Origin of the sequence: Cyanobacterium stanieri LEGE 03274 (genome assembly GCF_015207825.1) — a bacterium.
In the GTDB taxonomy this organism is placed as follows: Bacteria; Cyanobacteriota; Cyanobacteriia; order Cyanobacteriales; family Cyanobacteriaceae; genus Cyanobacterium; species Cyanobacterium stanieri_B.
Genome location: NZ_JADEWC010000008.1, coordinates 59,444 through 81,092, shown reverse-complemented (window position 1 = coordinate 81,092; position 21,649 = coordinate 59,444). Strand labels below are relative to the sequence as shown.

The following is a 21,649-nucleotide window of genomic DNA, read 5'->3' as shown; positions in this document are numbered from 1 at the left end:
AGGGAATAGGGAACGGGGAACAGGCAACAGATAATAATTGTTTATTATCAATTGTTATATGAAATATAAAAAAGATTGCTATAAATATAATTCGGCTGGGATGTCATTTTAGAGGCTTTATTTGTCGTAAACATTTAAGTATTTCATATTACAGGGTGGGTTAGGGTAAACCTTATAAATTGGATTTGGTATCACACTGTAATTAAGCAACATCACATCTATAACCTACAACCCAAAACTTATGCTACTGATAACCTGTTATCCCGAATTGACGTTATCGATTATTCATTAGAGTTATTGCCCTAACTCCTAATAACGCTCCCTTAACCTTAACCTTTTATTTTGTGCCTTATTAGAGGGAAAATCCATCTCATCAAAAATAGGAATAGTGAAATGAAACTTGCTCCCCTGATTTTTTCCCGAAGACTCGGCCCAAATTTTCCCGCCCCAATTACTAACAATCTGACGACAAATAGCTAAACCTAGCCCTGTACCCCCCGCAGAACGCCGTAAAGCCCCTTCTTCCTGATAAAAACGGTCAAATACCTGATTAAGACGATCTGGTTCAATACCTCTACCATTATCCGATATGGTAACCTCAAGGTTAGCAGGATCTTTTTCTTCTACCATAATACGAATATGTCCATCGCCATTGGTAAATTTACAGGCATTATCTAATAATTTACTTAATACCTCCACCAACCATTCTCCATCCACCTGCACTAAGGGGATTTGTTGGGGAACTAAATTTTCAATCTCGGGGATGACGGATTGATCTTGTCGAGAGCGAATATGGGAGATGGACAACTCGACACATTCTTCTAGGGATAAGGGTTCTGGGTTCCATTCTACCCTGCCGCTTTCTAGTTGAGAAAGGGTTAAAAAGTCCTGTACCAGTTTACGCATTCTTTCGGCATCCTGAAGCGCTGTATTAAGCATAATTTGCTTTAATTCCTCTGGCATATCTGGCTCATTAGCAAGGCTCTCAAGGCAGATTTGAATGGTAGATAGGGGGGTACGTAATTCATGTCCCGTGATGGCTACAAGGTTTGACCTGGTGCGATCGAGCGCCTCTAATTGTTCATTTAAATCCTCTAAATTAGTATAGGATTCCGCCTGAATTAAGGCTACAGCTACCTGAGTTGCGATCGCATTTACTAGGGCAATATCCTCTGGTTTCCAGTTAATGGGCTGATCTTGGCAATGGTGTAACTCCATCACCCCTAAAAGACGACCTTGGTACAAAATTGGTACAATCAACCAAGAAATAATCGAACAACTATTAATTAATTTTCTTAAAACCTTTGCCTTACCTTGGGTACGGGGATCAATATCCACATCATCAATACTAATAGATTCCCGTAAATTTAACACCTCCCGAAACAAAGGATTTTGCTTCAAAGGCCAAGTTTGCCCCTTAATAGACTTGATACCCTCACTCAGAAACTCATGGTTAATTTCCGCATTATAATCACTCTCTTGACAACGATAAATCAAACAACGACATACCCCCAAACCTTCCCCTAACTTATCCACCGCCACTTGTAAAATTTCCTCAGGATTAAGAGAGCGACGAATGGCATCGGTAACAGAATTTAAAAGTCTTTCTTTTTTCTCCTTGGTACTCAAAAAACGGTTTGCCTTGATTAATTTATACTGCCCCGACTGTAAATAAGTAATTAATCTTTGCACAAAAGGATCTGGATTAATAATCGGAGAATTAATTTGCCCCTGGGTTTCTTGATTATGGTTAGCCTCTAATAAACCCTGATTATCACCGCAATAACGCTGTTTAGCTTGAGCGATTTTTTCCCGTAACTCAGGACGATAACCCCCAATCCTATCTAATAATATGGATGCCGCCGCTAGGGTAATATCACGATCAAAAGTCCAAACCCCTTCAAAACGACGACTATTATCCATGGACATTTCCGCTGCTTCGGTTTTGGGTAAATGGGTTTTTTCTCGACAAATCAAACAATTAGTATAGTTACTGCCAATTACCACCAAATGCCATTCCTTGGTTAAAGCATCATTTCCATCAAAAGCTATTTTTTCATAAATATCCGTGGAGTTAGAAAAATCTGTTTCTGGAGCGGCTAAAACATAAACATGGGGGGAAATTTTACCGATGCGACGATAACGATGAGCCTCTTGACGATAAAATCTTTCTTTTTGAAAACTAGCTATAATTAAGGCTTCTTCAGTGTTTGCTAAAACCTGATCTTCCATAGCGTGAGATAGTGCTGTTAAAGAAGATTTGAAATAGATTTGAGTTCGCCACTTGGGGAAAACTTTTAGTAAATCTGTAACAACAGAATTAGAATTGCTCATGGAATCTGTTTAATTTTTGGTCAGCTTTGCTTTCTGGTTGGGAAATGACAAATAAATCTCTCTATCCGCTGGTGGTAACAATTAATTGCACTAAATCTTATCGTACTATTACTTGGTTATGGGTGGTTATTGCTTTATGGCTAATTTATGTTAAGTTTTCTTACAAAAAAAATTTATATCTAATTTTTAGGGGCGGTTTTCACTGATTTATTTAGATAGTGATTTCTTTTTTGTTGATTCAGCTTTGTTTTTATAATATTTTTATTTTTCGATAATATTTTTTTAATTATCTAGGTTTTTTACCACATATTCACCATCACAATCATCATTTTATTCATTGTTTTTCTCTAGTTTTAAATATATATAAAGTTTTGTTAATGCGGTTATAAGTTTTTCTAAGTTTGACTAAGTGTCAATGTTTAAGTGTTTTTACGTACCTATACTGAATCTTTGTCAAGGATATTTAAAGATAACAAAAAGTATCAATATAAATTGGTATTGATGATAGCTATAAAAGTAAAAAAAGGGGGTATAATTAAAAATATCTTATAACAAATTATTAAATACTTACTCAGATTAATTGTTGATGTAATTCTTTTTTCTATTATCTTAAAGACCATGAAAATCACAGCTGGTACTATCAAAAAACTATTGAAAGCCGGGTTTCAAGAAGAAGGTTATACCTTGCCAGAAATTTTGGTAGCCTTAGGGATGGCTTCTATGTTGGGGGCTTTAGCTTTAGCTAGTAATCCTTTTGGACAAACTTCTAAATTAAATAATGCAGGGTATCAGTTAGAAGGTATTTTGCAACAAACCCGCACAAGGGCGATCGCCACTACCTCTGCCATCAGGATAGAACCAGATCCCGACAATCCTAGTACGGCTCTAAAAATAGAATCCGCCACCACCAGAGGATGTGAAGCCATCAGTGCTTTATCGGCAGCGGTAGAGAGTGATGAAACACAAATACCAGTGGTTTCCACAAGGGGTTTTAGTGTGGGGGATAAACTCAAAATTGGTAGCGATGATACCGATAATCAGGTAATTGCCATCGATGATAACTCATCATTGCTTACCCTTGGACAAGCCATTGGCTCTACCCAACCTGAAGATGCAGTGGTGGAATTAGCACAAAACTGGGCGCCCGATGGGGCAGTATTGGCGGAGGATTTAACCTTTAATGAACCCATGGAAATTGCCTCTAATGTCACTAATGATGAATGGCGCTTGTGTTTTGATAGTCGTGGTTTTGCCACTCTTTTTGATGCCCAAGGGGTGGTAGATCAAGATTTAGAGCTTACCATTTCCGATACCAGTAATGATGAAGAATTACAACTTAACGTATTAAGGGGCGGTGCGATTACAAAACCAGAACCCGAAGAAATATAAACCCCTAGGATGAATAATTCATCATCCACAAAAAACAGATTTTTCATATCGTAATTCCCAAGAGCAAAATCCATCCACCCAAGTACACCAAATCAGATGAATAGATTGCACCATGACAAAAACTTAAAAAAGATTAAATCCGAGGGAGGTTTTACCCTCCTAGAAGCCACGGTATCGATGTTGTTATTATCCCTTGCCATTTTGTTCAATGCACCCTTGTTGGTGCTACTACAAAACGAAAATACTACCTCAAAGGCTAGACTGGGGGCAACTTCTTTGGCTCGGGATTTATTAGATGAAGTTAGGTCTAGAAAGGCGGTCGCCGCCCCTGTTGATGGGCAGCTACAAACGGGGTTAGATAAATTAGGCTACGAATATGATGCCACCACTTACATTTGTACTTCAGAACCTAAAATAGAAGAAGTACGAGATGAAGTTCTCAAAAAAAACATTTTAAAGGTTACCGAATGTAGTACCAGTAATAGCGACACTGAACTTAGACACATTGTAATACAGATAAAAAGAAATGGACAAACAGAACCAATACACACCGTTCAAACAGCCTTTACCCGTCTTATTCCGCCACCTGCGGCAAACTAATAACTCAGAGAGGGGCGTTAGTATTATTGAAATGTTGGCTTCCATTGCCTTTTCAGGATTGGTGGTGGGGGTAGCTTTTACTGGTTTTAATGAATATCGCCAAAGTTTTGTGCGAGATCAATCCCGTCGTTCTGTTAATCAGTCTTTCACAGGGGTATCATCCCTCATAGGGCCAGATATTTTACAGATAGGGCAAGGTTTAACCGATGATCCTAATTTTCCGACAGTTAGGGTTGTTCAAACAGATATACCCGGAACCACCGACAAATCTTCAATAATTACCATTACTAAAGCCCTAGTTTCATCCTCATTACCTATTTGTGCTGATATTAGTAAGGGAAGTTCTACGGCTAAAATTATGATTAGAGATGATGTTCCAGATAGTAATGGTAAGAAAAAAAGTGGTTGTCAGATACCCGATTCAATACCTTTTAACGATGATAATCCTGATCTCAGTGGTGATGGTTGGCCAGATATTTTAAAGGTTTTTCGAGATAATAGACTAAATCAAGGAGGTTCTATTGAAGCCTATATTTATGCTGGAGAACAGACAGACCTAAATAATAAGAAAGTACATGACTATGAAATATTTAACTATACGGGGGAAATTACTGAGAATCAAGATGGAACTTCCATGACTCCCAGCCAAAATAATGAACCTGCGAGGGCTTTTATCACCACAGATGGTCATACTTGGAAGAATGATTATAGTTCTGTCGGTACTGGTAGAATTCACATCATTGAAAGACGTAGCTACTTTTTACATCGTAAAGAAGGGGAAGACAGTGGCTTTCTTAAATTAATCATTGATCCTCCTCAAGAGATTGTTGATGGTGATTTAAGTAATATTGATGACTATGACACTCTTACTGTGGCTGAAAATATCGCTAATTTCGAAGTGGTGGTCAACATTATTGAGGATGTGAGTGAAGATACAACCCATAAATGTAGGATAATTCCCCCCGGGGATGATGATTGCTTTCCCGATAATCTTCAGTATTCTTGGGCAAAAATTCAATACATTGAAATGATAACTACCCTTGCTCCTGATCAAAAAGATTTTAAACGTAGTGGCTTGACGGAGGAAGATTTAGTTTTGACGGAAAGATTTTTCCCTCGAAATGTCTTTAGTTTTTAATTTTTGTCGTTATTTTGTCTTTATCTAAAATTATGAATAATAATCATCGCCCTTTTTCTATCCTTTATTTTTTACTTAAACTAAAAGCTGTAAAAAATTCTCATGATTCTGGTTATGTGTTAGTGATAGCCGTGGGAATTATTGTTGCCCTAACAGGTTTATTGGCTGTTTATGGACGTTCTAACCGTATCCAAAATGTTGCTACCGACAGCACGGTAGATAGTAGTAGTGGTTTTTTCGCTGCAGAAGCAGCTCTCAATCAAAGAGCCCAGAAATTAAGAACAGTATTTTTGGAAGATGGAACTATTCCCCAGGGTACTTCACCACAGGATTTAGATGATTGCGTTGGTCTTGATCCGAGTTCTGAGGATGAAGATGATCACTTCGAATGTAAAACAAGGACTTTTTCCGCCAGCGCAATAAATAGACAAGATTATGTTGGTGTGACCTATGTGGTCGAGGGGGCTAGGAATATTCTAGGGGTTGTGCCTAGGGGCGATCGCTTCCAAAACCTCACCATGAGCGAAAGCCTTTACTCATTATACGCCCTAGGATTAAAAGAAGGTGCTGATGCGAACCAAGCCTCCGCAATCTTACAGATGGACGTAAGAGCAAGGGAAATTCCCATGTTTCAGTTTGCTGCCTTTTATAAAGATGATCTCGAAATCTTACCCGGTCCTACTATGAACCTAAATGGGCCCATCCACACCGATGGCAGTTTATACTTAGGAGGAGATAATAGTTTAAATATAAAAGGTCAAATAACGGTTGCGGGGCAATTATTTAGTAAACGTAAGGATAAGAATACGAACTATGCCAACGGTAAAGTCAAAATTAGAGATGGGGCAGATAAGAAGTGGATTGATCTAGTGAAAGCAGGTACAGGCTCAACCTCCGCCACTCCAGATCCCATGGATCCTGTTAGGATTGCTAGTGCATATGGTACACAAGTTCAAGTTGGCACAGATCCCATTTCCATTCCTACCCCAGATATTTTGGATAATACAGGGGAATATTTTGAAAAAGCAGATATTCGGATTAATTACACGCCCACGGCTAGTAATGTTGCGAAATACGAAGAGGATGTACCTTTTTCTATTCAAGTTATTAATCGTACAGACAGTAGCGGTAATCTTATCAGTAGCCCAACGGCAATATCTCTAACAGAAGCTCAGCGTAGAAGTTTGCGCCAACCTATTTTGGTTTCCCCACAATTAGCTAGTATCCCCTCTAGTGGGGAAAACTTTATTGCTATCAATGATACAAATCGTGGTAGCGATAATTTTACCGTTGCTCAGAACCCCAATTATAATATCTGTACAGCACCCCATGACTATGATATTAAAAGTGGTAAAATTGAACCTAACTTTGGTACACCAGCCTTTCAAAATACATGGGAAAATTTAACTTGGGAACAACAAAAAGATATTGCCGAGTTCGCTCACGATATTTTAGTTACTAGGGTTCAGGAAAGGAAAGCACCTCTTTTATTTTCTAACTTAGACAAAACAGGAGGAATTCCTGGGTTAACCTTTACAGGATTAAATATCCCCAATATTCCTGCTTCCGCTCAAGTTAGTATGATAGCGAAATTGAATTCCCTGACTCCCAACGAAATTGCTTCTTTACCTTACAGGGAAAGTGATGGTGGGGACGTTGTTCAACGTTGTTTTATTCCAGCGCCCTTAATTGATATTGGTAGAGATTCTGAAAATCATAATACTGATTTTCGTTTTCGTAATCAAAGAGAAGAACGAGATATGCGAATTTTACAGTTGAATATGAAAAGTATGGTAGTTTGGAACTTTGAAGGACAATATCTCAACGGTTCCAATTTAACATCAACCAATCAACTTTTATATCAAACAGCCCCCGAAGATAGCTCTGCACCAAATAACTCTTTTCAGCGTTTAGGAATGGCTGCAAGGGATATTTCTGACGGTGGCTTAGTATTTCACGCAACTATTAATAATAGTCCTGATGATGGTGTTACTTATTATCCTAATGCAGCAACCAATAAAAGTCCTTATGGTTTTGGTATCGTTGAAGCGGATCAACTGCCAGGATTAGGTTTTGCCAACTCATTTAATAAGAATGACCCCACGGGCTTAACTTTTGCGAGTGATCAAGCAGTATATCTTCAAGGTAATTACAATACCAGAAATAAACAACCAGCTTCTGTGTTATCCGATTCTTTAAACGTATTATCGAATACTTGCTTAAATGATGATATGGGTATAAATCATCGTGGAGACGCTCAGAATTGTGATAAAACCTCTAAAAGTAACAGTAAAAAATTGGGTAAAGCTCAGGAAACTATTATTAACGCTGCTTTTTTAGCTGGAAACGACATAACTAATCGTCCTTACTATAACGGAGGCTTAGAAAACTATCCTCGATTTTTAGAAGATTGGAATAGCGTTGCATTACGTTATCGTGGTTCTTTCGTTAATATTTCTCCTCCTTTACGGGTTAGTGGCAAACAAGCAGGAAGTTTTTACAATCCTCCTCAACGGGAATGGGATTATGATCAGAGTTTTAATGATCCTCGTAATCTTCCCCCCCTTACGCCTAATTTTGTTTATCTCAAACAGGATTCCTTCTTCCGTAGCTTTGATCAATAATTATTTATGTTTGGCAAGGGGTTTAAACCCCTTGTTAGGGTAAATTCTGCCAATAGAGAATTAAAGATTATTCTTTGTCTTTGGATTCGGGGGGGCGAGTGGTTTTCCCTTCCATGTTCACGTAGGGGAAAAATTGTATTTTTTCTGGCTCTTTTGTTTTTTTCATTCCCTCGGTGGGTAAATTTACCTCTACTTCCTTGCTTTGGGGTAGGGGATTATTGGGGCTGGTTTTTCTAGGGTTTGTGTTGGGTAGTTTGAGGTTATGGGAAGGAGCATTGACGGCAAATATTTTGTCTAACTCCTCTCTGACGACTTCTACTAAATGGGGATGAAATTCTAATACTTGTCTGATTTCGTTGGCATCACTCAAAAAGCCGTGGATTTTTTGCTTTGCTTCGGTGAGAAATTTTTTTTGTTCTAATAATTCCTGTTGCTTTTTTTGTAAGTCTTTGACGCGCTGGGATAAATCCCCTTCTATTTTTTCAAAAATATCCACATATTCCATGGGTTAGTTTTCCTTTTGTATATTTATTTTTTATAGCTAATTATTCAATAATTTTAACCTTGATTTATAGTTTAGGTGTGGCAAGGTTTAAACAATAGACAATTAATAACCTGTAACCTTTACGGAGGTATCATGCTACGTTCCCTACCATACTTATAAATCCCGAACTGAGGTTAAAGGAATAAAATTAATGAACAAAGGTGTCTAAAATGTCATAAATTTATTTTAAAAGTCGTTCCTGTAAAGTTAAAGTAATAATAGAACGAAGGAAAAAAAGAGCAAATAAACCTGTTAAACCAAATAAAAAAAATGCCCATTGACTATAAATAGTAGATGCTATTAAAATGGCATTTAGTAAAGAAAAACCCATTAAAGAGCCATAAAGAATAGTTTTTAAGGCTAAATAAATGTTTTTAAATATTCGTTCTGTTTCCAAAGAGCGCACCTTAATTTGTAACTCTCCCCCATCTAATTTTCCCTGAAAATCTTGCATAAAACTTTCAAGGGAGGAGGGTTTATTAATTTTTTCTTGAATAAATATTTTAGTCTGGTTAAAAATTGTTACTAATAGGTTTCCTCTATTACCAGCACTGACAATATTTTTAATAAAAGGTTGACTAGCGGCCATGAGGTTGTATTCTGGATCTAGGTTACGGGCAATACCATCGAGGGTAGTTAAAGCCTTGACGATAAATGTCATTTGCGGTGGTAAACGGAAGGGTTGTTGCTCAAACATTACATAAATTTCGGTGCTAATTTCTTGGAAGGCATTAACATCTACGGGTTTATCTCTAAATTTTTCGAGTAAAAAACTAATTAATCTTTTTACTGCCGTCATGTCTGAAACTCTCTCTATCAAACCCATGTAAATGAGCATATCTAAGACTTTATCGGTGTCTTTACGCAAGATAGCAAAAAAAGTTTGGATCATTTGTTCTTGGGCTAATCCTTTTACCTGCGCCATGGTGCCGAAGTCGTAGAAAATAATTGCACCATCTTCTCTTACTGCCATATTACCGGGGTGGGGGTCGGTTTGAAAAAATCCGTCTTCTAAAAGTTGTTTGAGATAACTACAAATACCTGTTTCAATGAGGGGTTTGAGGGCAATCCCTTTTTTTTGTAGGGTTTCTTTATCGTTAATTTTGATGCCTGGTAAAAATTCGAGGGTTAAAATTTTGGCGGTGGTGTATTGCCAATATACTTTAGGGGCTACTATTTTGGGATCTTTTTTAAAGTTTTCCCTAAATCGTTCAGCGTTTTTCCCTTCATTTATATAGTCTATTTCTGAGAATAAAAGCTCAAAAAATTCTTGATAAACTAAGTTTAATTCATATTTTTTAAACCCAGGTAAAATACGATTTCCCATGGTAATAATTTGTTTTAAGACTTGAAAATCTAAGTTAAATAGTTTATCTAATCCTTTTCTTTGTACCTTAATTACTACTTCTTCTCCTGTTCTTAATTTTGCCCAATGTACTTGTCCTAAACTGGCTGCGGCGATGGGAATCGGTTCAAATTCTTGATATATGCTATATACTGAGGTGTTTAATTCTGCTTCTATAAGGGCGATCGCCTCTTGGGAAGAAAAAGCAGGAACTCGATCTTGTAACTTACTAAGTTCGTCAATATATTCGATGGGAATTAAATCTGGACGAGTGGATAAAGCCTGACCAATTTTAATAAAAGTAGGGCCTAATTCAATTAATTTATTAACTAACCATTGCGCTCTTTTATGCCGTTGAAAAGAGCTATTTTTTTGTAAACAAAAATCTTTAAAAAGGTAAAATGTAAATCGGAGGGCAATGTTAAAAATCTGCCATTGACGTTGAAAAGGAGAATAATTATTACGCTCCCATGATATGTTAGGCTCAGTAAACTTCATGCACTTCTTGCGGTAAAGTTATGGTAAAAGTGTTGATATAGTCTTTAGAATTAGGGGACAAAATACTAGAAACTTCAATAGTACCATTTAAATTCTCTATCAAAGACTTAACTAAAGCAAGTCCTAACCCTGTACCTCCATTGGTAACATTTTCTACGTTACTACCCTGATAAAAGGGTTGAAAAATATTTTCTTGCTCCTCAGGGGCAATTTTTGCTCCAATATTAGATATTTCGATGATAAAACCATTACCATTTCTCTCAAAAATTAAATATATTACGGTTTGGGCGGTAGAAAATTTAATGGCGTTAAGCACTAATTCTTTAATTATTAAGTCAAGACTTTTTAAATCTGTTAATAAAAAATCTAATTGAGAGCTAATATTTAAACTTAATTGATGGTGGGCTAATTGATTAATAAAATTTTGTCTAATATCTTGTAAAAAAGAAGATAAATGAATTTTTTGAGGACTAATTTCTATTTCTTTAACCCGTAATTGTTGAATAGTTAAAAGGTTATCAACTAAATTAATTTCTTTATCGCATTCTTGTTCTAAGATATTAATATATAATTCCAAAGATTTATTTTTATTGCGTAATTTAAGCATTTTAAGCCCTGTTTTGAGATTAGATAAAGGGGTTTTTAATGCATCACTCATACTGGCAATAAATTCATCTTTTACTCGATTAGATTCCCTTAATTCTTCTAAATGAAATCGTAGTTTACTAGATAATTTTGCTTGTACATCGAGGCTGAATTTTAGTTGACTGGTGCGCTCGTTGACGAGGGATTGGGTTTTAGCTACGGTTTGTTGATTAATAATATCTGCACTCACTTTTTTTCCAATCCATTTAAATACTTCTATGTCAGCGTCTGTCCATTGTTTTGCACCATAACTTTGTAATATTAAACTTCCTAAAATATTGGGTTGATATGTGGTTTTTTGTCTTTCTAAATAAAGGGGAATAAATAATAAAGAGTTGATTAAATTAAGTTGAAAAAGTTCTGTCCAATCTTCCCCCTGACGATGTTTAATGATTTGTTCAGGGGTTTCTAAAATAGCAATTTTAGGAGCTATTTTCCAAGCATAAATAAGCAATGATGATTGTGATAATTTATTATATTTTATTTCTTGATCAGGCTGATAATTTTGACACTCATGACAGTCAAAAACCTTTTCGACAGTAGCTGAAGGAATTTGCTTATTTTTAGATTTAGTTTGAATGATATGATCATATTTAAATCGCACAATCGAAAGTCTATTTAATTTGAGGACTTTTACGGTATTAATTAGGTCAAGATCAAAAATAGCGTCCATTAAAATAATATTATTCGCCCTTAGTAATTATCCTCTATGATAGTTATTTATTTGAGAATGTGAGATACCGAAAAAGTTATTAGGGATGTTACATTATGTTTCTTTGAGAGTTTTAGGGGATTTTCCTTGGGGTGATGTATTCTGGTTATGGGTTTTATTTCTTGGTACGGGTTTTACTCGGGGACAAGCGTAGGGTATTACTTTTTGTATTTTAAGGGTATCTTTTTCTCGACGACAAAGTATTTTATAGACATATCCTGTCCACAATTTTTTGCTTTTTAACCAATCATAGGTATTATTAAAGGTGTATTTAAATTTTTTAATAAACCCTGTTTCCTTAGCCTGTTCACGAATTTCCTTTAAACCCATGGAACGTTGTACGGTGAGATTTTTTTGCACTGTCCAAATGCCGATAAATTCCCATGTTTCCCACCCTTTGGGGTTGGTGGGCATATCCATATCCCAAGCGACTATTTGAAAGCCGACTAATTTATCATCTTTCATTTTAGGGTAACCCCGAAACCAGTGCGCCCCTAATACTTGTTGTTTGTTGTGGGCTAACCACTTGAGTCGAGCATCTTTGAAGGTTGCTTCGAGGGTGTAGCCATCGGGCAAAATAAGGCTATGACAACTATTTTCTTCGGCAGGGGGTACTAATATACCATAAACCTCGGCGATCGCCTGATGACACCCATTACCTACTAAAATTTTATAGCGCTTCTTGTGGGTGTCGGGGGAAGAAGTGGTTTTTTTCTCGGAATCGTGATGATGAGAAGCCATGGTAAGTTTTTCCGTAAAAAATAATCTGTCAAAAAGTTATCACACTTTGGACGGAGATGTTAATTAAGTTTTTGGTTTAGTTTTGAGTATGGGTAGATGTTGCCCTCGGAAGATTTCTTCACTAGCGCTGCCGAGGTTATCCATCATTTCACCCACCTCACGACTAATGGTTAAGCCCAAAAGGATGGGGGGGGTTAAAAGGCTAATGCCCAATTCGAGGATGAAGGGATTATGATTAGGTTGGTTATTCATATTAATAATATTTTTAAGACCATAAAGCTCTACAATGATTTTACTATAAAATACTTTTTTCTTTTTTCTTCATCAAGGTAGTTGAATAAATCAATTTAGCTAAATTTTTATGATACGGAATGATAAAACAAAAAATATAATGAGACTAAGAAAATATTGTTAGGGTAAAAAATAAAAAATATTGGTTTTCTAAAAAGAATTAACAGATTATCACAATTTATATTGCAATAAATAACTTTATGAATTTTGGACAATCCATCGGTTTTCTAGTTTTTTTAATTTCCCTTTATGTGTTGTGGAAAATTCAACAACTAATGTTACTAATTTTTATGGCGATGATATTTGCCGTAGCCCTCAATCGTTTAGTTAGGGTTTTTTTAGATTTCAATGTTAGTCGTAAATATGCAACGTTGGCTATTAGCGTAATTTCGGTAATTATTCTCAATATTTTAGTAATAGTTATTTTACCCCCTTTCATTGAACAGTTTCAATTATTAATCAATACTTTACCGAGGGTATGGGAAGAGATTAATCCAAGTTTGGAAAATTTTTATAGTAATTATGTGGAAGGTAATTTTGCTGTACCTAGCTTCAATGATATTATCAGTAGTTATTCTTCCTTGGGTAGTAACTTATTCAATAATTTTTTGGTAGTTTTTTCTAATGTGGTAGCGGTTGCTTTACAGATAGGATTTGTCTTATTTTTAACGGTGGTTTTTTTACTTAATCCTTCTCGTTATCGTCATTATTGTCTAAAACTTTTCCCTTCTTTTTATCGTCGTCGTGCCTCGGAAATTTTTGATAAAAGTGAAGGTGCGATTGTTGGTTGGCTAAGTGGAATTTTAATTAATTGTTTATTTATTGGTACTTTAAGCGGTGTTGGTTTATTGATATTTCAAGTAAAATTGGTGTTAGTCCATGCCCTTTTAGCAGGACTTTTAAACTTTATTCCCAATATTGGCCCCACTATTAGCGTTGTTTTCCCCGTAATGATTGCCCTTCTTGATTCTCCTTGGAAAATTGTGGCAATTTTGATTTGGTATTTTATGATTCAAAATATAGAAAGTTATTGGTTAACTCCTAAGGTGATGGCTGATAAAGTTTCTTTGTTACCTGCGGTGACTTTGTTTGCTCAAATATTTTTTGCCCAATCCTTTGGGGTAATTGGCTTATTATTAGCCCTTCCTTTGACGGTGGTAGTTAAAACTTGGGTGGAGGAAGTTTTGTTTAAGGATATTTTGGATAAGTGGGGTGGTGAAACGGAATAATGATGAGAAGGGTTATTTATTTTCAAAGTTGGTGGGCATTGCCCACCTTCAGATTTTAGCTTAACCAACCTGCACTTAAGACAATGGTTAGGGCTACAAAGGTGATGCTTAAGGCCCAGGTAATACGATTCAGGGTAGCTTCTGCGGTTTTTACGCTGGTGAATAATTGAGCTTGTCCACCGATACCACCTAAACCGTCTCCTTTGGGGGAATGGAGTAATACTACTACTATTAATAAGAGGGCTGATACTGCCCAAACGATTTGTACGAGTTGATAAGCTGTCATGAAGTTAATATATTGATAATTTTAGTATGGATGCCTTTTCTATTATGGCTGATTATGGGATGGAAAAAAAGCATTATAAGTAGATTGTATATTGGCAGTTGCCCCACCGTGTAATTTATTACACGGCTAATGCTGAATGTTCAATGAATTGAACTAAGATTGTTGATTTTAAACAGAAATACTGACAGGGGTACGACTTTTTTTAACATCATATTCTGCTTTGAGGATCATCGATCGCCCCGTCATCTCGTTAGGTTGGGCTAATTGGAGGATTTCGAGGATGGTGGGGGCAATATCAGCTAGTTTTCCATCTTCCCGAAGATTTACATCACCGCCATGGCCAGGGATTTTACGTTTTTCCCCTTCTACTAGAATAAAGGGTACTTTATTTGTGGTGTGGGCAGTCCAAGGATTATTTTCCTCATCGCTCATATATTCAGCATTACCATGGTCTGCGGTAATTATCACTGTACCACTAACTTGGTTAATGGCTTCTAATAGTTTTCCTAAACATCTATCTACCGCTTCAATGGCTTCTACGGCCTTATCTAACATTCCCGTATGTCCTACCATATCAGGGTTAGCATAGTTTAACACCACAAAGGCATATTCTCCCTTGGTGATGGCTTTACAAGCCACCTGAGTTAATTTTTCCGCAGACATGGCGGGGGCTTTATCATAGGTAGATACCATCGGACTTTGTACTAATTCCCTATCTTCTCCCTCGAAAGGTTGTTCTAATCCACCGTTAAAGAAATAGGTGACATGGGGATATTTTTCGGTTTCAGAAGTACGAAATTGTTTTAATCCTGCATTGGCAATGACTTCCCCTAAAAGATTGGTTAATTGTTCGGGTTCAAAGGCTACTTTAACGGGTAAATTAGGATCATATTGGGTAAAGGTAGCGAAACTAAGGGGTTTTACTAATTCTCTCTCGAAGCCGTCAAATTCTTCCATGGTGAGGGCGTAGCATAGTTGACGGGCTCTATCGGGGCGGAAGTTATAAAATATTACTCCATCTCCTGCTTGAATTGAACCTTTAGCGAGGCGAGTGGGTTCGATAAATTCGTCGTTGATGTCTTGTTGGTAAGATTCTTCGATAAGGGCGATCGCACTTTTTTCGATAATATGATCATCTTGGGTATATAAATCATAGGCTTTTTTCGTTCTATCCCAACGACGATCCCGATCCATGGCATAATAACGACCACAGATAGTTACAATTTTACCAAGACCAATTTTGTCGATATGTTCTTGAATGGCTTTAACATAGTTAATGGCATCGGTGGGGTTAGTATCTCTGCCATCGGTAATTACATGGACACATACATCACTAATGCCCTGTAATTTAGCTAAATCTAATAAGCCAATTAAATGATCTAAGTGGGAGTGTACCCCACCATCGGAACATAAACCCATTAAATGTAATTTTCCTTTGGATGTAATGACATCTTGACATACTGATTCTAGGGCAGGGTTACTAAATATTGAGCCATCTTCTACTGCATCGGAAATTCTTACTAATTCTTGGGGTACAACTCTACCTGCCCCAATGTTTAAATGTCCTACTTCTGAATTTCCCATCTGTCCATGGGGTAATCCCACCGCCTTCCCTGAAGCATTGATAAGGGTATGGGGATATACTTCCATTAATGTATCCATGATAGGAGTTTTGGCAAGGGCGATCGCATTTGCTCGATCATCTTCACGAAAACCCCATCCATCTAATATTACTAGCACCACTGGAGAAATTGCCGCCTGACTCATAATATTTATTCCTAGTCTTCTACAAATTGTCTAATTAGCTGCAATTTGATAATAACATTGAAAGAGTGAACAGTGAACAATTAACCGTAAAGAGTTATCCGAAAATCTTAACAACTCTTGTCTTGTTTTTTGGGGAATGATCGATAATATTTTTATTCTTTTAATCATGGTCATAATAGTTAATTGTTAACAATAATCATAATATTTTCAAAAGTTATCTATTAAATATTATTATCAGTAAGTTTATAGGTTAGGACTTGATAAATGAAAAGATAAGATATAAAATCTTTTTTTTATATTTTTAAATGGAGGTAGTAGAAAGGTTATTAATTTTTCTGAAATTATTTTTTATTTAATCATAGTAAGGTTTTTGGATGATTATTAATTTAGTATTAAGTTTTTTATTTCTCTAAACATATAATTTTTAAAAGATTCTTATTACCGTAATATGGTTTATTAATTTTTCTCAACCCCCTTTTTTTTGCTTTCATTAAAACCTCTGTAATGGTTTATTGACACAATGATTAATTCTAAATATTCTCAAAAAAACAGTTTTATCGTTCATCACTATTAACAATAGCTAACTTTTTGAGTGAGATAATTTTGGCCATTTATCAATAATAAAAAATCTCTTTTTTTATATTAAAAATAAATTGAATGGTTTGTTTTGCTTAATTTATTAACTTTTTCTGGCACACATGATAACAAATTTGTAACCCATGGTAAAGCAGGTTAGAGGTGATGGGGAGTATGGGTGATGGGGAGTAGAGGAGTAAAGGTGATAATAGTTTATGATGAATTCCTGAATCAAAATATATCTTAGTTCAATTTATTGAACGAACTACCGTTAGCCGTGTAATTTATTACACGGTGGGGCTGGGAAGATACAATCTATTTATAATGAATTTTCCCAACTAGATGTAATTTATGACACGGTAGGGCAACTATGGTACTCTAATCACTAAAATAACTTTAATTGTCGAGAAACAGGAGCAAAGGAGGAACGGTGATGGGGTGTGATGCCATATTCCTCGATCGCCCTTAAGTGTTTTTTAGTACCATAACCTTTATTATTTTCTAGGTCATAATGGGGATATTGTCGGCTATACTCCACCATTTTTTGGTCACGCCATACCTTTGCCAAAATACTAGCGGCCGCAATAAGGGGCGATCGCCCGTCACCCTGTATCATAGTAATCTGGGGTAAACCAAGACGGGGAATAGACTGATTCCCATCCACCAAACAAAGCTCAGGGATAGATTTTAAAGTCATTATCGCCTCATACATAGCCAAAAGGGAAGCCTGAAGAATATTAACCTTGTCGATAGTCGCCACATCCACCACCCCCATGGCAGAATCCGTCACCAAAGATTGAATTTTAGGTACTAACCCTTCTCGTTTTTTAGGGCTTAACTTCTTACTATCCTTCACCCCCAAATCAGTTAATAGGTGAACTTTGTGGACAGGCATCACCACCGCCACCGCAACCACTTCCCCAAATAGACACCCTCGCCCCACCTCATCAACCCCCGCCACCAAAGCAGTAGGGGCAAGAGAATCTAGGGCAAAGGTATCATCTTTCATCTATTCCTCTGTTTTTTTACGACGACGGCGACGGGTACGCACCACGGGGCGATCGCCACTTAAAGCCTCCTTAACCACAGCCTCCGCAATAGTCTCAGGTTCAACTACCTTAGTAGCAGTAGTTTCCGTATCTCCATTCTCCTCCATAGTGAAATCATCATCATCATCAAGCATTTCCGACTCACCCTCATAACTTTCCTCAACCTTCAAAGGTAAAGAAACCTCCATTTTCTGATCTTCTTTCTCCACACTGCCATGATTATCATCCACATCCACCGAAGAGGAACTAAAAATAACCTCCGAATCCCCATCGGCTTTATTATCATTCGCCAAACCATTATCATCATCTCCCCCCCCAGACTCATCGGGAGACTGCACATAAACCAGCACCGACTTAGGATCTTTAATTTCCCGCTCCAAATGTAATAAAGGAGAAACCCCCATCATCGCATAAATATCCTGTTGTGCCTCCGACATCGTCACCACAACCTTTTCTAGCTTCGCCTCATCCCGTCTAGCACTGCGAGATAAATAACTGCGCTCCTTACGCTCAGGCTTCGGAGAATCCGTGTCAGCCCCATTCTTATGATTCTCATTAACATCATCCTTACCTCCATCACGGCGACGACGACGACGACTATTATCATTATTATCACCACTACCATTGCCCGACTCATCATCTTTCCCATCGGTGTTAATAACCAAATCATTATTAACATTAATAATGGGCTTTTCATCAATGGTTGGTTTTTCAAACCCCTTATTAATAACAGGTTGAGTAAAATTAGTTACCATCTCAATATCTTGATGGCCCGGTAAATGAGCCATAACCCCCAAGCCCCCACAATGGGAACAGGTTTGCCCAAACAACTCATAAATATTTTTACCCTGACGTTTTCTCGTCAATTCCACTAACCCTAACTCCGTTAACTGAGCGATTTGGGGCGCTGCCTTATCCGACTTGAGGGCTTTCTCAAAATCTTGGATTAACTCTAACTTATCCTTACGGGAATCCATATCAATAAAGTCGATAATGATTACCCCACCGATATTACGTAACTTAAGTTGTCGGGCAATTTCAAGGGCGGCTTCTCGGTTTGTCCAAGAAACTGTCTGCCGAGAAGTTGCCGAATTAGTAAACGAACCAGAGTTAACATCAATTACCGTCAAGGCTTCCGTCGGTTCAATGATAATATAACCCCCCGATGGTAAATCAACCCGAGGTTTAAGCGCTTCTTTGATGGCCGCATTGACTCGGAAATAATCCAAAATGGAATTATAACCTTGATGACATTCAATGACAACCCCACTGGGATGACGGTTAGCACTCCAATCATTGAGTTGTTTTTTCACCCGCTTAACACTGCTTTCGGAGTCCACCACAATGCGATTAACCTGATCACTATACATATCCCGCAACACCCTTTGGATAAAGTCATCGTCACGGTTTAACAGGGCCGGGGCTTTAACGGAGTTTGCTTCTAATTTAATTTTTTCCCACTGTTTTTGTAAAAATTCTAAATCTTCGATAATCGTTTCTTCTGCTTTTCCTTCTGCTTCTGTTCGCACTAATAAACCCATTCCCGCCGGTTTAGAAAGGATAGACAAAGCCCTGAGACGATTCCTTTCATTTTCATTTTTGATACGACGAGATAAACTTACTCCTCTACCATGGGGCATCAATACGAGGTAACGACCTGGTAAACTAATATTACCTGTTAAGCGAGGTCCTTTGTTGCCCGTAGGCTCTTTCATCACTTGAACTAATACTTTTTGATGGGGGCTTAATAGTTCGGTAATGGAGGCGGAATTTTTTCTTAATCTCAGAGGGCCTAAATCGGTGACGTGGATAAATCCGTTTTTTTCTGCGTCTCCTATATTAACAAAGGCGGCATCAATACCTGAGATAACATTTTCTACTGTTCCTAAATAAATGTCTCCGACTTGTTGATTTCCTGTGGCGACTACCAACTCTTGAATTTGATCTTCTGCGAAAACTGCCGCAATGTGATTTTTTTCAGCAATTATTATTTGTTTTGACATTCAATATTCCTCGAAAATTTTAAAATCTTTATCAATATGAAAAATTACTTTTAAACAAACTAAAAAATCAATAATAACTTGATGATTTTTTTATCAACACCTATAAATACTATGAAAAACAGACACTATAATAACTCGTGAAAACACATATAGATTTATTTTTTTGTTATTATAAGACGTTTTCGTTAACTTTAATTGGTGTTAATTGTGACTGATAACATGGTATTCATCGATTAATATTTCAAGATCACTTCTTTTTGTTCATATAAGTCTAAAGCCATTAATTATTTTTAAATATCCCCATCTAAGTCGCTATGGTAATAGCAATTTTTTACAAAAATATCCCTTTTTTATTATCCCTAGACTACCTAAAATAGTTAGTTTTATTAGTTAAACAATTTTGATTGGATTAACTTTTTTTATTGCAGTCTTATCAAATCTAATTTTTCCGTTGTCGTTTGGGATTGAATTAAGATAAATTTAATTACCTTAACAATAACTCACCCCTACAACTAAAATTTTGTCATAGAATACTGAAATTAACTTTCTATCAGATAAAACATATAAATCTTCTGAGTGATATTCAATGGCTTTAATATTTAGTGGAGCTAAGACTGTAGTATTCAGATGGTGAAATGTTTTTGGTAGTAGAGAGGGAAGAAAAAGATTCCTACGATTAGGTTTTATCTTTTTTTGGGGACAATGGAAAACGATTTATTGTCATAGGACAAACTTTATGGGAACTATTAACAGTTTTTTAAAGTTTGCTATTGATTTTATATTATTTTAACTAATTTTACCATTTTTCGGTAATTTAGCTATCTCTACTATCAAAAAATAGTTTTTTGATTAAAGGGAAGTTTGAGTTAATGATTTTTTTGGGGAGAAATGGGGCATGATTTTACGATTTGCCTTGGGTGTTTTTGGTGTATATCCTTGTCTTTTCTCCCTTAGGTTTATTATTGGTTAGCTAGATAACTAAGGTAGGTATTTTGCAATAACATTGCCACTGTCATCGGGCCTACTCCCCCCGGTACTGGGGTAATATAGGAGGCAATATCTTTGATGGCTTCGTAGTCAACATCGCCGACTAATTTTCCTTTGCCTTGGGCGGTTTCGATGCGATTAATGCCTACGTCAATAACTACGGCGCCTGGTTTTACCATGTCAGCGGTAATCATTTCGGGTTTCCCTACTGCCGCAACGAGTATGTCGGCGTTTTTGGTAACTTCGGCAAGATTAGGGGTGCGAGAATGGGCGATGGTGACGGTGGCGTTTTCTTCTAGTAGCATGAGGGCGAGGGGTTTTCCTACAAGGATACTTCTACCAACGACGACGGCTTTTTTTCCTGCGATGTCGATGTTATATTCTTTGAGGATTTCCATTACTCCTGCGGGGGTGCAACTGCGTAATCCTTTTTCTTGTCTGACTAATTTTCCGAGGTTGTAGGGGTGAAGCCCATCGGCGTCTTTTTCGGGAAGGATTTTTAGTAATAAGCCCACTGAGTCGAGATGGGAAGGGAGGGGCAATTGTACTAAAATTCCATCTACGCGCTCGTCTTGGTTTAACTGTGCGATCGCACTTTCTAAATCCTCTTGGGTAGCATTGGCCTGGAAATGACGACTAAAGGATTCCATACCTATTTTTTGACAGGATTTTTCTTTATTGCGTACATAAACGGCACTAGCTGGGTTATCTCCTACCATTAATACTGCTAATCCGGGCGCTCTTTTTCCTTGGGCTACTTTTTCACTGATTTGGGTTTGTAGCTGATTTTGGATTTTTTGGGCTAAACTTTTACCGTCTAAGATTTTAGCAACCATGTTAGTAATAATTATCTGGGTTATTATGATACTTGAACTTTAACTTTTGATGATT

The 21,649-nt window shown here is 36.9% G+C and carries 16 protein-coding genes; 5 read left to right on the top strand and 11 right to left on the bottom strand.

Annotated elements, in window-relative coordinates:
• Window positions 1–309: 309 nt before the first annotated feature.
• Window positions 310–2,334, bottom strand: a complete 2,025-nt coding sequence (locus IQ215_RS05400) for a DICT sensory domain-containing protein (RefSeq protein WP_193800291.1) — start codon at window positions 2,332–2,334, stop codon at window positions 310–312.
• Window positions 2,335–2,952: 618 nt separating this feature from the next.
• Here IQ215_RS05400 and IQ215_RS05395 point away from each other — a divergent pair.
• The 4 genes from IQ215_RS05395 to IQ215_RS05380 all read left to right on the top strand — a co-directional run bounded on the left by IQ215_RS05395 (window position 2,953) and on the right by IQ215_RS05380 (window position 8,085).
• The gene (locus IQ215_RS05395; RefSeq protein WP_193800290.1) at window positions 2,953–3,723 is read left to right on the top strand and encodes a pilus assembly FimT family protein; all 771 of its coding nucleotides are present in this window, start codon (window positions 2,953–2,955) and stop codon (window positions 3,721–3,723) included.
• Window positions 3,724–3,819: 96 nt separating this feature from the next.
• Entirely contained in the window at window positions 3,820–4,323 is a 504-nt protein-coding gene (locus IQ215_RS05390) for a type IV pilus modification PilV family protein (RefSeq protein ID WP_193800289.1), read from the top strand.
• Window positions 4,250–5,461, top strand: a complete 1,212-nt coding sequence (locus IQ215_RS05385; protein WP_193800288.1) for a hypothetical protein — start codon at window positions 4,250–4,252, stop codon at window positions 5,459–5,461. The genes IQ215_RS05390 and IQ215_RS05385 overlap by 74 nt, the downstream gene beginning before the upstream one ends.
• Before the next feature lie 32 nt (window positions 5,462–5,493).
• A complete protein-coding gene (locus IQ215_RS05380; protein ID WP_193800287.1) occupies window positions 5,494–8,085 on the top strand; it encodes a pilus assembly PilX family protein in 2,592 nt (863 codons plus the stop codon).
• 67 nt (window positions 8,086–8,152) lie between these two features.
• Here the strand turns inward: IQ215_RS05380 and IQ215_RS05375 are convergent, their stop codons facing one another.
• From IQ215_RS05375 to IQ215_RS05355, 5 genes are all read right to left on the bottom strand, one after another.
• Window positions 8,153–8,590, bottom strand: a complete 438-nt coding sequence (locus IQ215_RS05375; protein WP_193800286.1) for a hypothetical protein — start codon at window positions 8,588–8,590, stop codon at window positions 8,153–8,155.
• Between the two features lie 220 nt (window positions 8,591–8,810).
• Entirely contained in the window at window positions 8,811–10,472 is a 1,662-nt protein-coding gene (locus IQ215_RS05370) for an ABC1 kinase family protein (RefSeq protein ID WP_193800285.1), read from the bottom strand.
• Window positions 10,459–11,790, bottom strand: a complete 1,332-nt coding sequence (locus IQ215_RS05365) for a sensor histidine kinase (protein WP_193800284.1) — start codon at window positions 11,788–11,790, stop codon at window positions 10,459–10,461. Before IQ215_RS05365 ends, IQ215_RS05370 begins: the two co-directional genes overlap by 14 nt.
• Window positions 11,791–11,883: 93 nt before the next feature.
• Window positions 11,884–12,570 (bottom strand): hypothetical protein, encoded by a 687-nt coding sequence (locus IQ215_RS05360; RefSeq protein WP_241735260.1) that lies wholly within the window; start codon window positions 12,568–12,570, stop codon window positions 11,884–11,886.
• A gap of 63 nt (window positions 12,571–12,633) precedes the next feature.
• Window positions 12,634–12,822, bottom strand: coding sequence for a hypothetical protein (locus IQ215_RS05355; RefSeq protein ID WP_193800283.1), 189 nt, complete (start codon window positions 12,820–12,822; stop codon window positions 12,634–12,636).
• A 239-nt stretch (window positions 12,823–13,061) separates the two neighbouring features.
• Between IQ215_RS05355 and IQ215_RS05350 the strand changes: the two genes are divergently transcribed.
• Window positions 13,062–14,090, top strand: coding sequence for an AI-2E family transporter (locus tag IQ215_RS05350; RefSeq protein WP_193800282.1), 1,029 nt, complete (start codon window positions 13,062–13,064; stop codon window positions 14,088–14,090).
• Between the two features lie 55 nt (window positions 14,091–14,145).
• Here the strand turns inward: IQ215_RS05350 and secG are convergent, their stop codons facing one another.
• The 5 genes from secG to folD all read right to left on the bottom strand — a co-directional run bounded on the left by secG (window position 14,146) and on the right by folD (window position 21,594).
• The gene (secG, locus tag IQ215_RS05345; RefSeq protein ID WP_193800281.1) at window positions 14,146–14,376 is read right to left on the bottom strand and encodes a preprotein translocase subunit SecG; all 231 of its coding nucleotides are present in this window, start codon (window positions 14,374–14,376) and stop codon (window positions 14,146–14,148) included.
• Window positions 14,377–14,544: 168 nt separating this feature from the next.
• On the bottom strand, window positions 14,545–16,143 hold the full coding sequence (gene gpmI, locus IQ215_RS05340; protein ID WP_193800280.1) for a 2,3-bisphosphoglycerate-independent phosphoglycerate mutase: 1,599 nt from the start codon (window positions 16,141–16,143) through the stop codon (window positions 14,545–14,547).
• 961 nt (window positions 16,144–17,104) lie between these two features.
• Window positions 17,105–17,728: a ribonuclease HII gene (locus IQ215_RS05335; protein ID WP_193800279.1), complete on the bottom strand. Its 624-nt coding sequence runs from the start codon at window positions 17,726–17,728 to the stop codon at window positions 17,105–17,107.
• Window positions 17,729–19,771: an Rne/Rng family ribonuclease gene (locus IQ215_RS05330; RefSeq protein WP_193800278.1), complete on the bottom strand. Its 2,043-nt coding sequence runs from the start codon at window positions 19,769–19,771 to the stop codon at window positions 17,729–17,731.
• 959 nt (window positions 19,772–20,730) lie between these two features.
• Window positions 20,731–21,594, bottom strand: a complete 864-nt coding sequence (folD, locus tag IQ215_RS05325) for a bifunctional methylenetetrahydrofolate dehydrogenase/methenyltetrahydrofolate cyclohydrolase FolD (RefSeq protein ID WP_193800277.1) — start codon at window positions 21,592–21,594, stop codon at window positions 20,731–20,733.
• Window positions 21,595–21,649: the final 55 nt, after the last annotated feature.

Coding starts and splice junctions, on each gene's coding strand:
- IQ215_RS05375 (WP_193800286.1), bottom strand. CDS start 8,590: ATGGAATATGTGGATATTTTTGAAAAAATAGAAGGGGATTTATCCCAG.
- IQ215_RS05370 (WP_193800285.1), bottom strand. CDS start 10,472: ATGAAGTTTACTGAGCCTAACATATCATGGGAGCGTAATAATTATTCT.
- gpmI (WP_193800280.1), bottom strand. CDS start 16,143: ATGAGTCAGGCGGCAATTTCTCCAGTGGTGCTAGTAATATTAGATGGA.
- IQ215_RS05365 (WP_193800284.1), bottom strand. CDS start 11,790: ATGGACGCTATTTTTGATCTTGACCTAATTAATACCGTAAAAGTCCTC.
- IQ215_RS05350 (WP_193800282.1), top strand. CDS start 13,062: ATGAATTTTGGACAATCCATCGGTTTTCTAGTTTTTTTAATTTCCCTT.
- secG (WP_193800281.1), bottom strand. CDS start 14,376: ATGACAGCTTATCAACTCGTACAAATCGTTTGGGCAGTATCAGCCCTC.
- IQ215_RS05335 (WP_193800279.1), bottom strand. CDS start 17,728: ATGAAAGATGATACCTTTGCCCTAGATTCTCTTGCCCCTACTGCTTTG.
- folD (WP_193800277.1), bottom strand. CDS start 21,594: ATGGTTGCTAAAATCTTAGACGGTAAAAGTTTAGCCCAAAAAATCCAA.
- IQ215_RS05390 (WP_193800289.1), top strand. CDS start 3,820: ATGAATAGATTGCACCATGACAAAAACTTAAAAAAGATTAAATCCGAG.
- IQ215_RS05360 (WP_241735260.1), bottom strand. CDS start 12,570: ATGGCTTCTCATCATCACGATTCCGAGAAAAAAACCACTTCTTCCCCC.
- IQ215_RS05395 (WP_193800290.1), top strand. CDS start 2,953: ATGAAAATCACAGCTGGTACTATCAAAAAACTATTGAAAGCCGGGTTT.
- IQ215_RS05385 (WP_193800288.1), top strand. CDS start 4,250: ATGGACAAACAGAACCAATACACACCGTTCAAACAGCCTTTACCCGTC.
- IQ215_RS05400 (WP_193800291.1), bottom strand. CDS start 2,334: ATGAGCAATTCTAATTCTGTTGTTACAGATTTACTAAAAGTTTTCCCC.
- IQ215_RS05355 (WP_193800283.1), bottom strand. CDS start 12,822: ATGAATAACCAACCTAATCATAATCCCTTCATCCTCGAATTGGGCATT.
- IQ215_RS05330 (WP_193800278.1), bottom strand. CDS start 19,771: ATGTCAAAACAAATAATAATTGCTGAAAAAAATCACATTGCGGCAGTT.
- IQ215_RS05380 (WP_193800287.1), top strand. CDS start 5,494: ATGAATAATAATCATCGCCCTTTTTCTATCCTTTATTTTTTACTTAAA.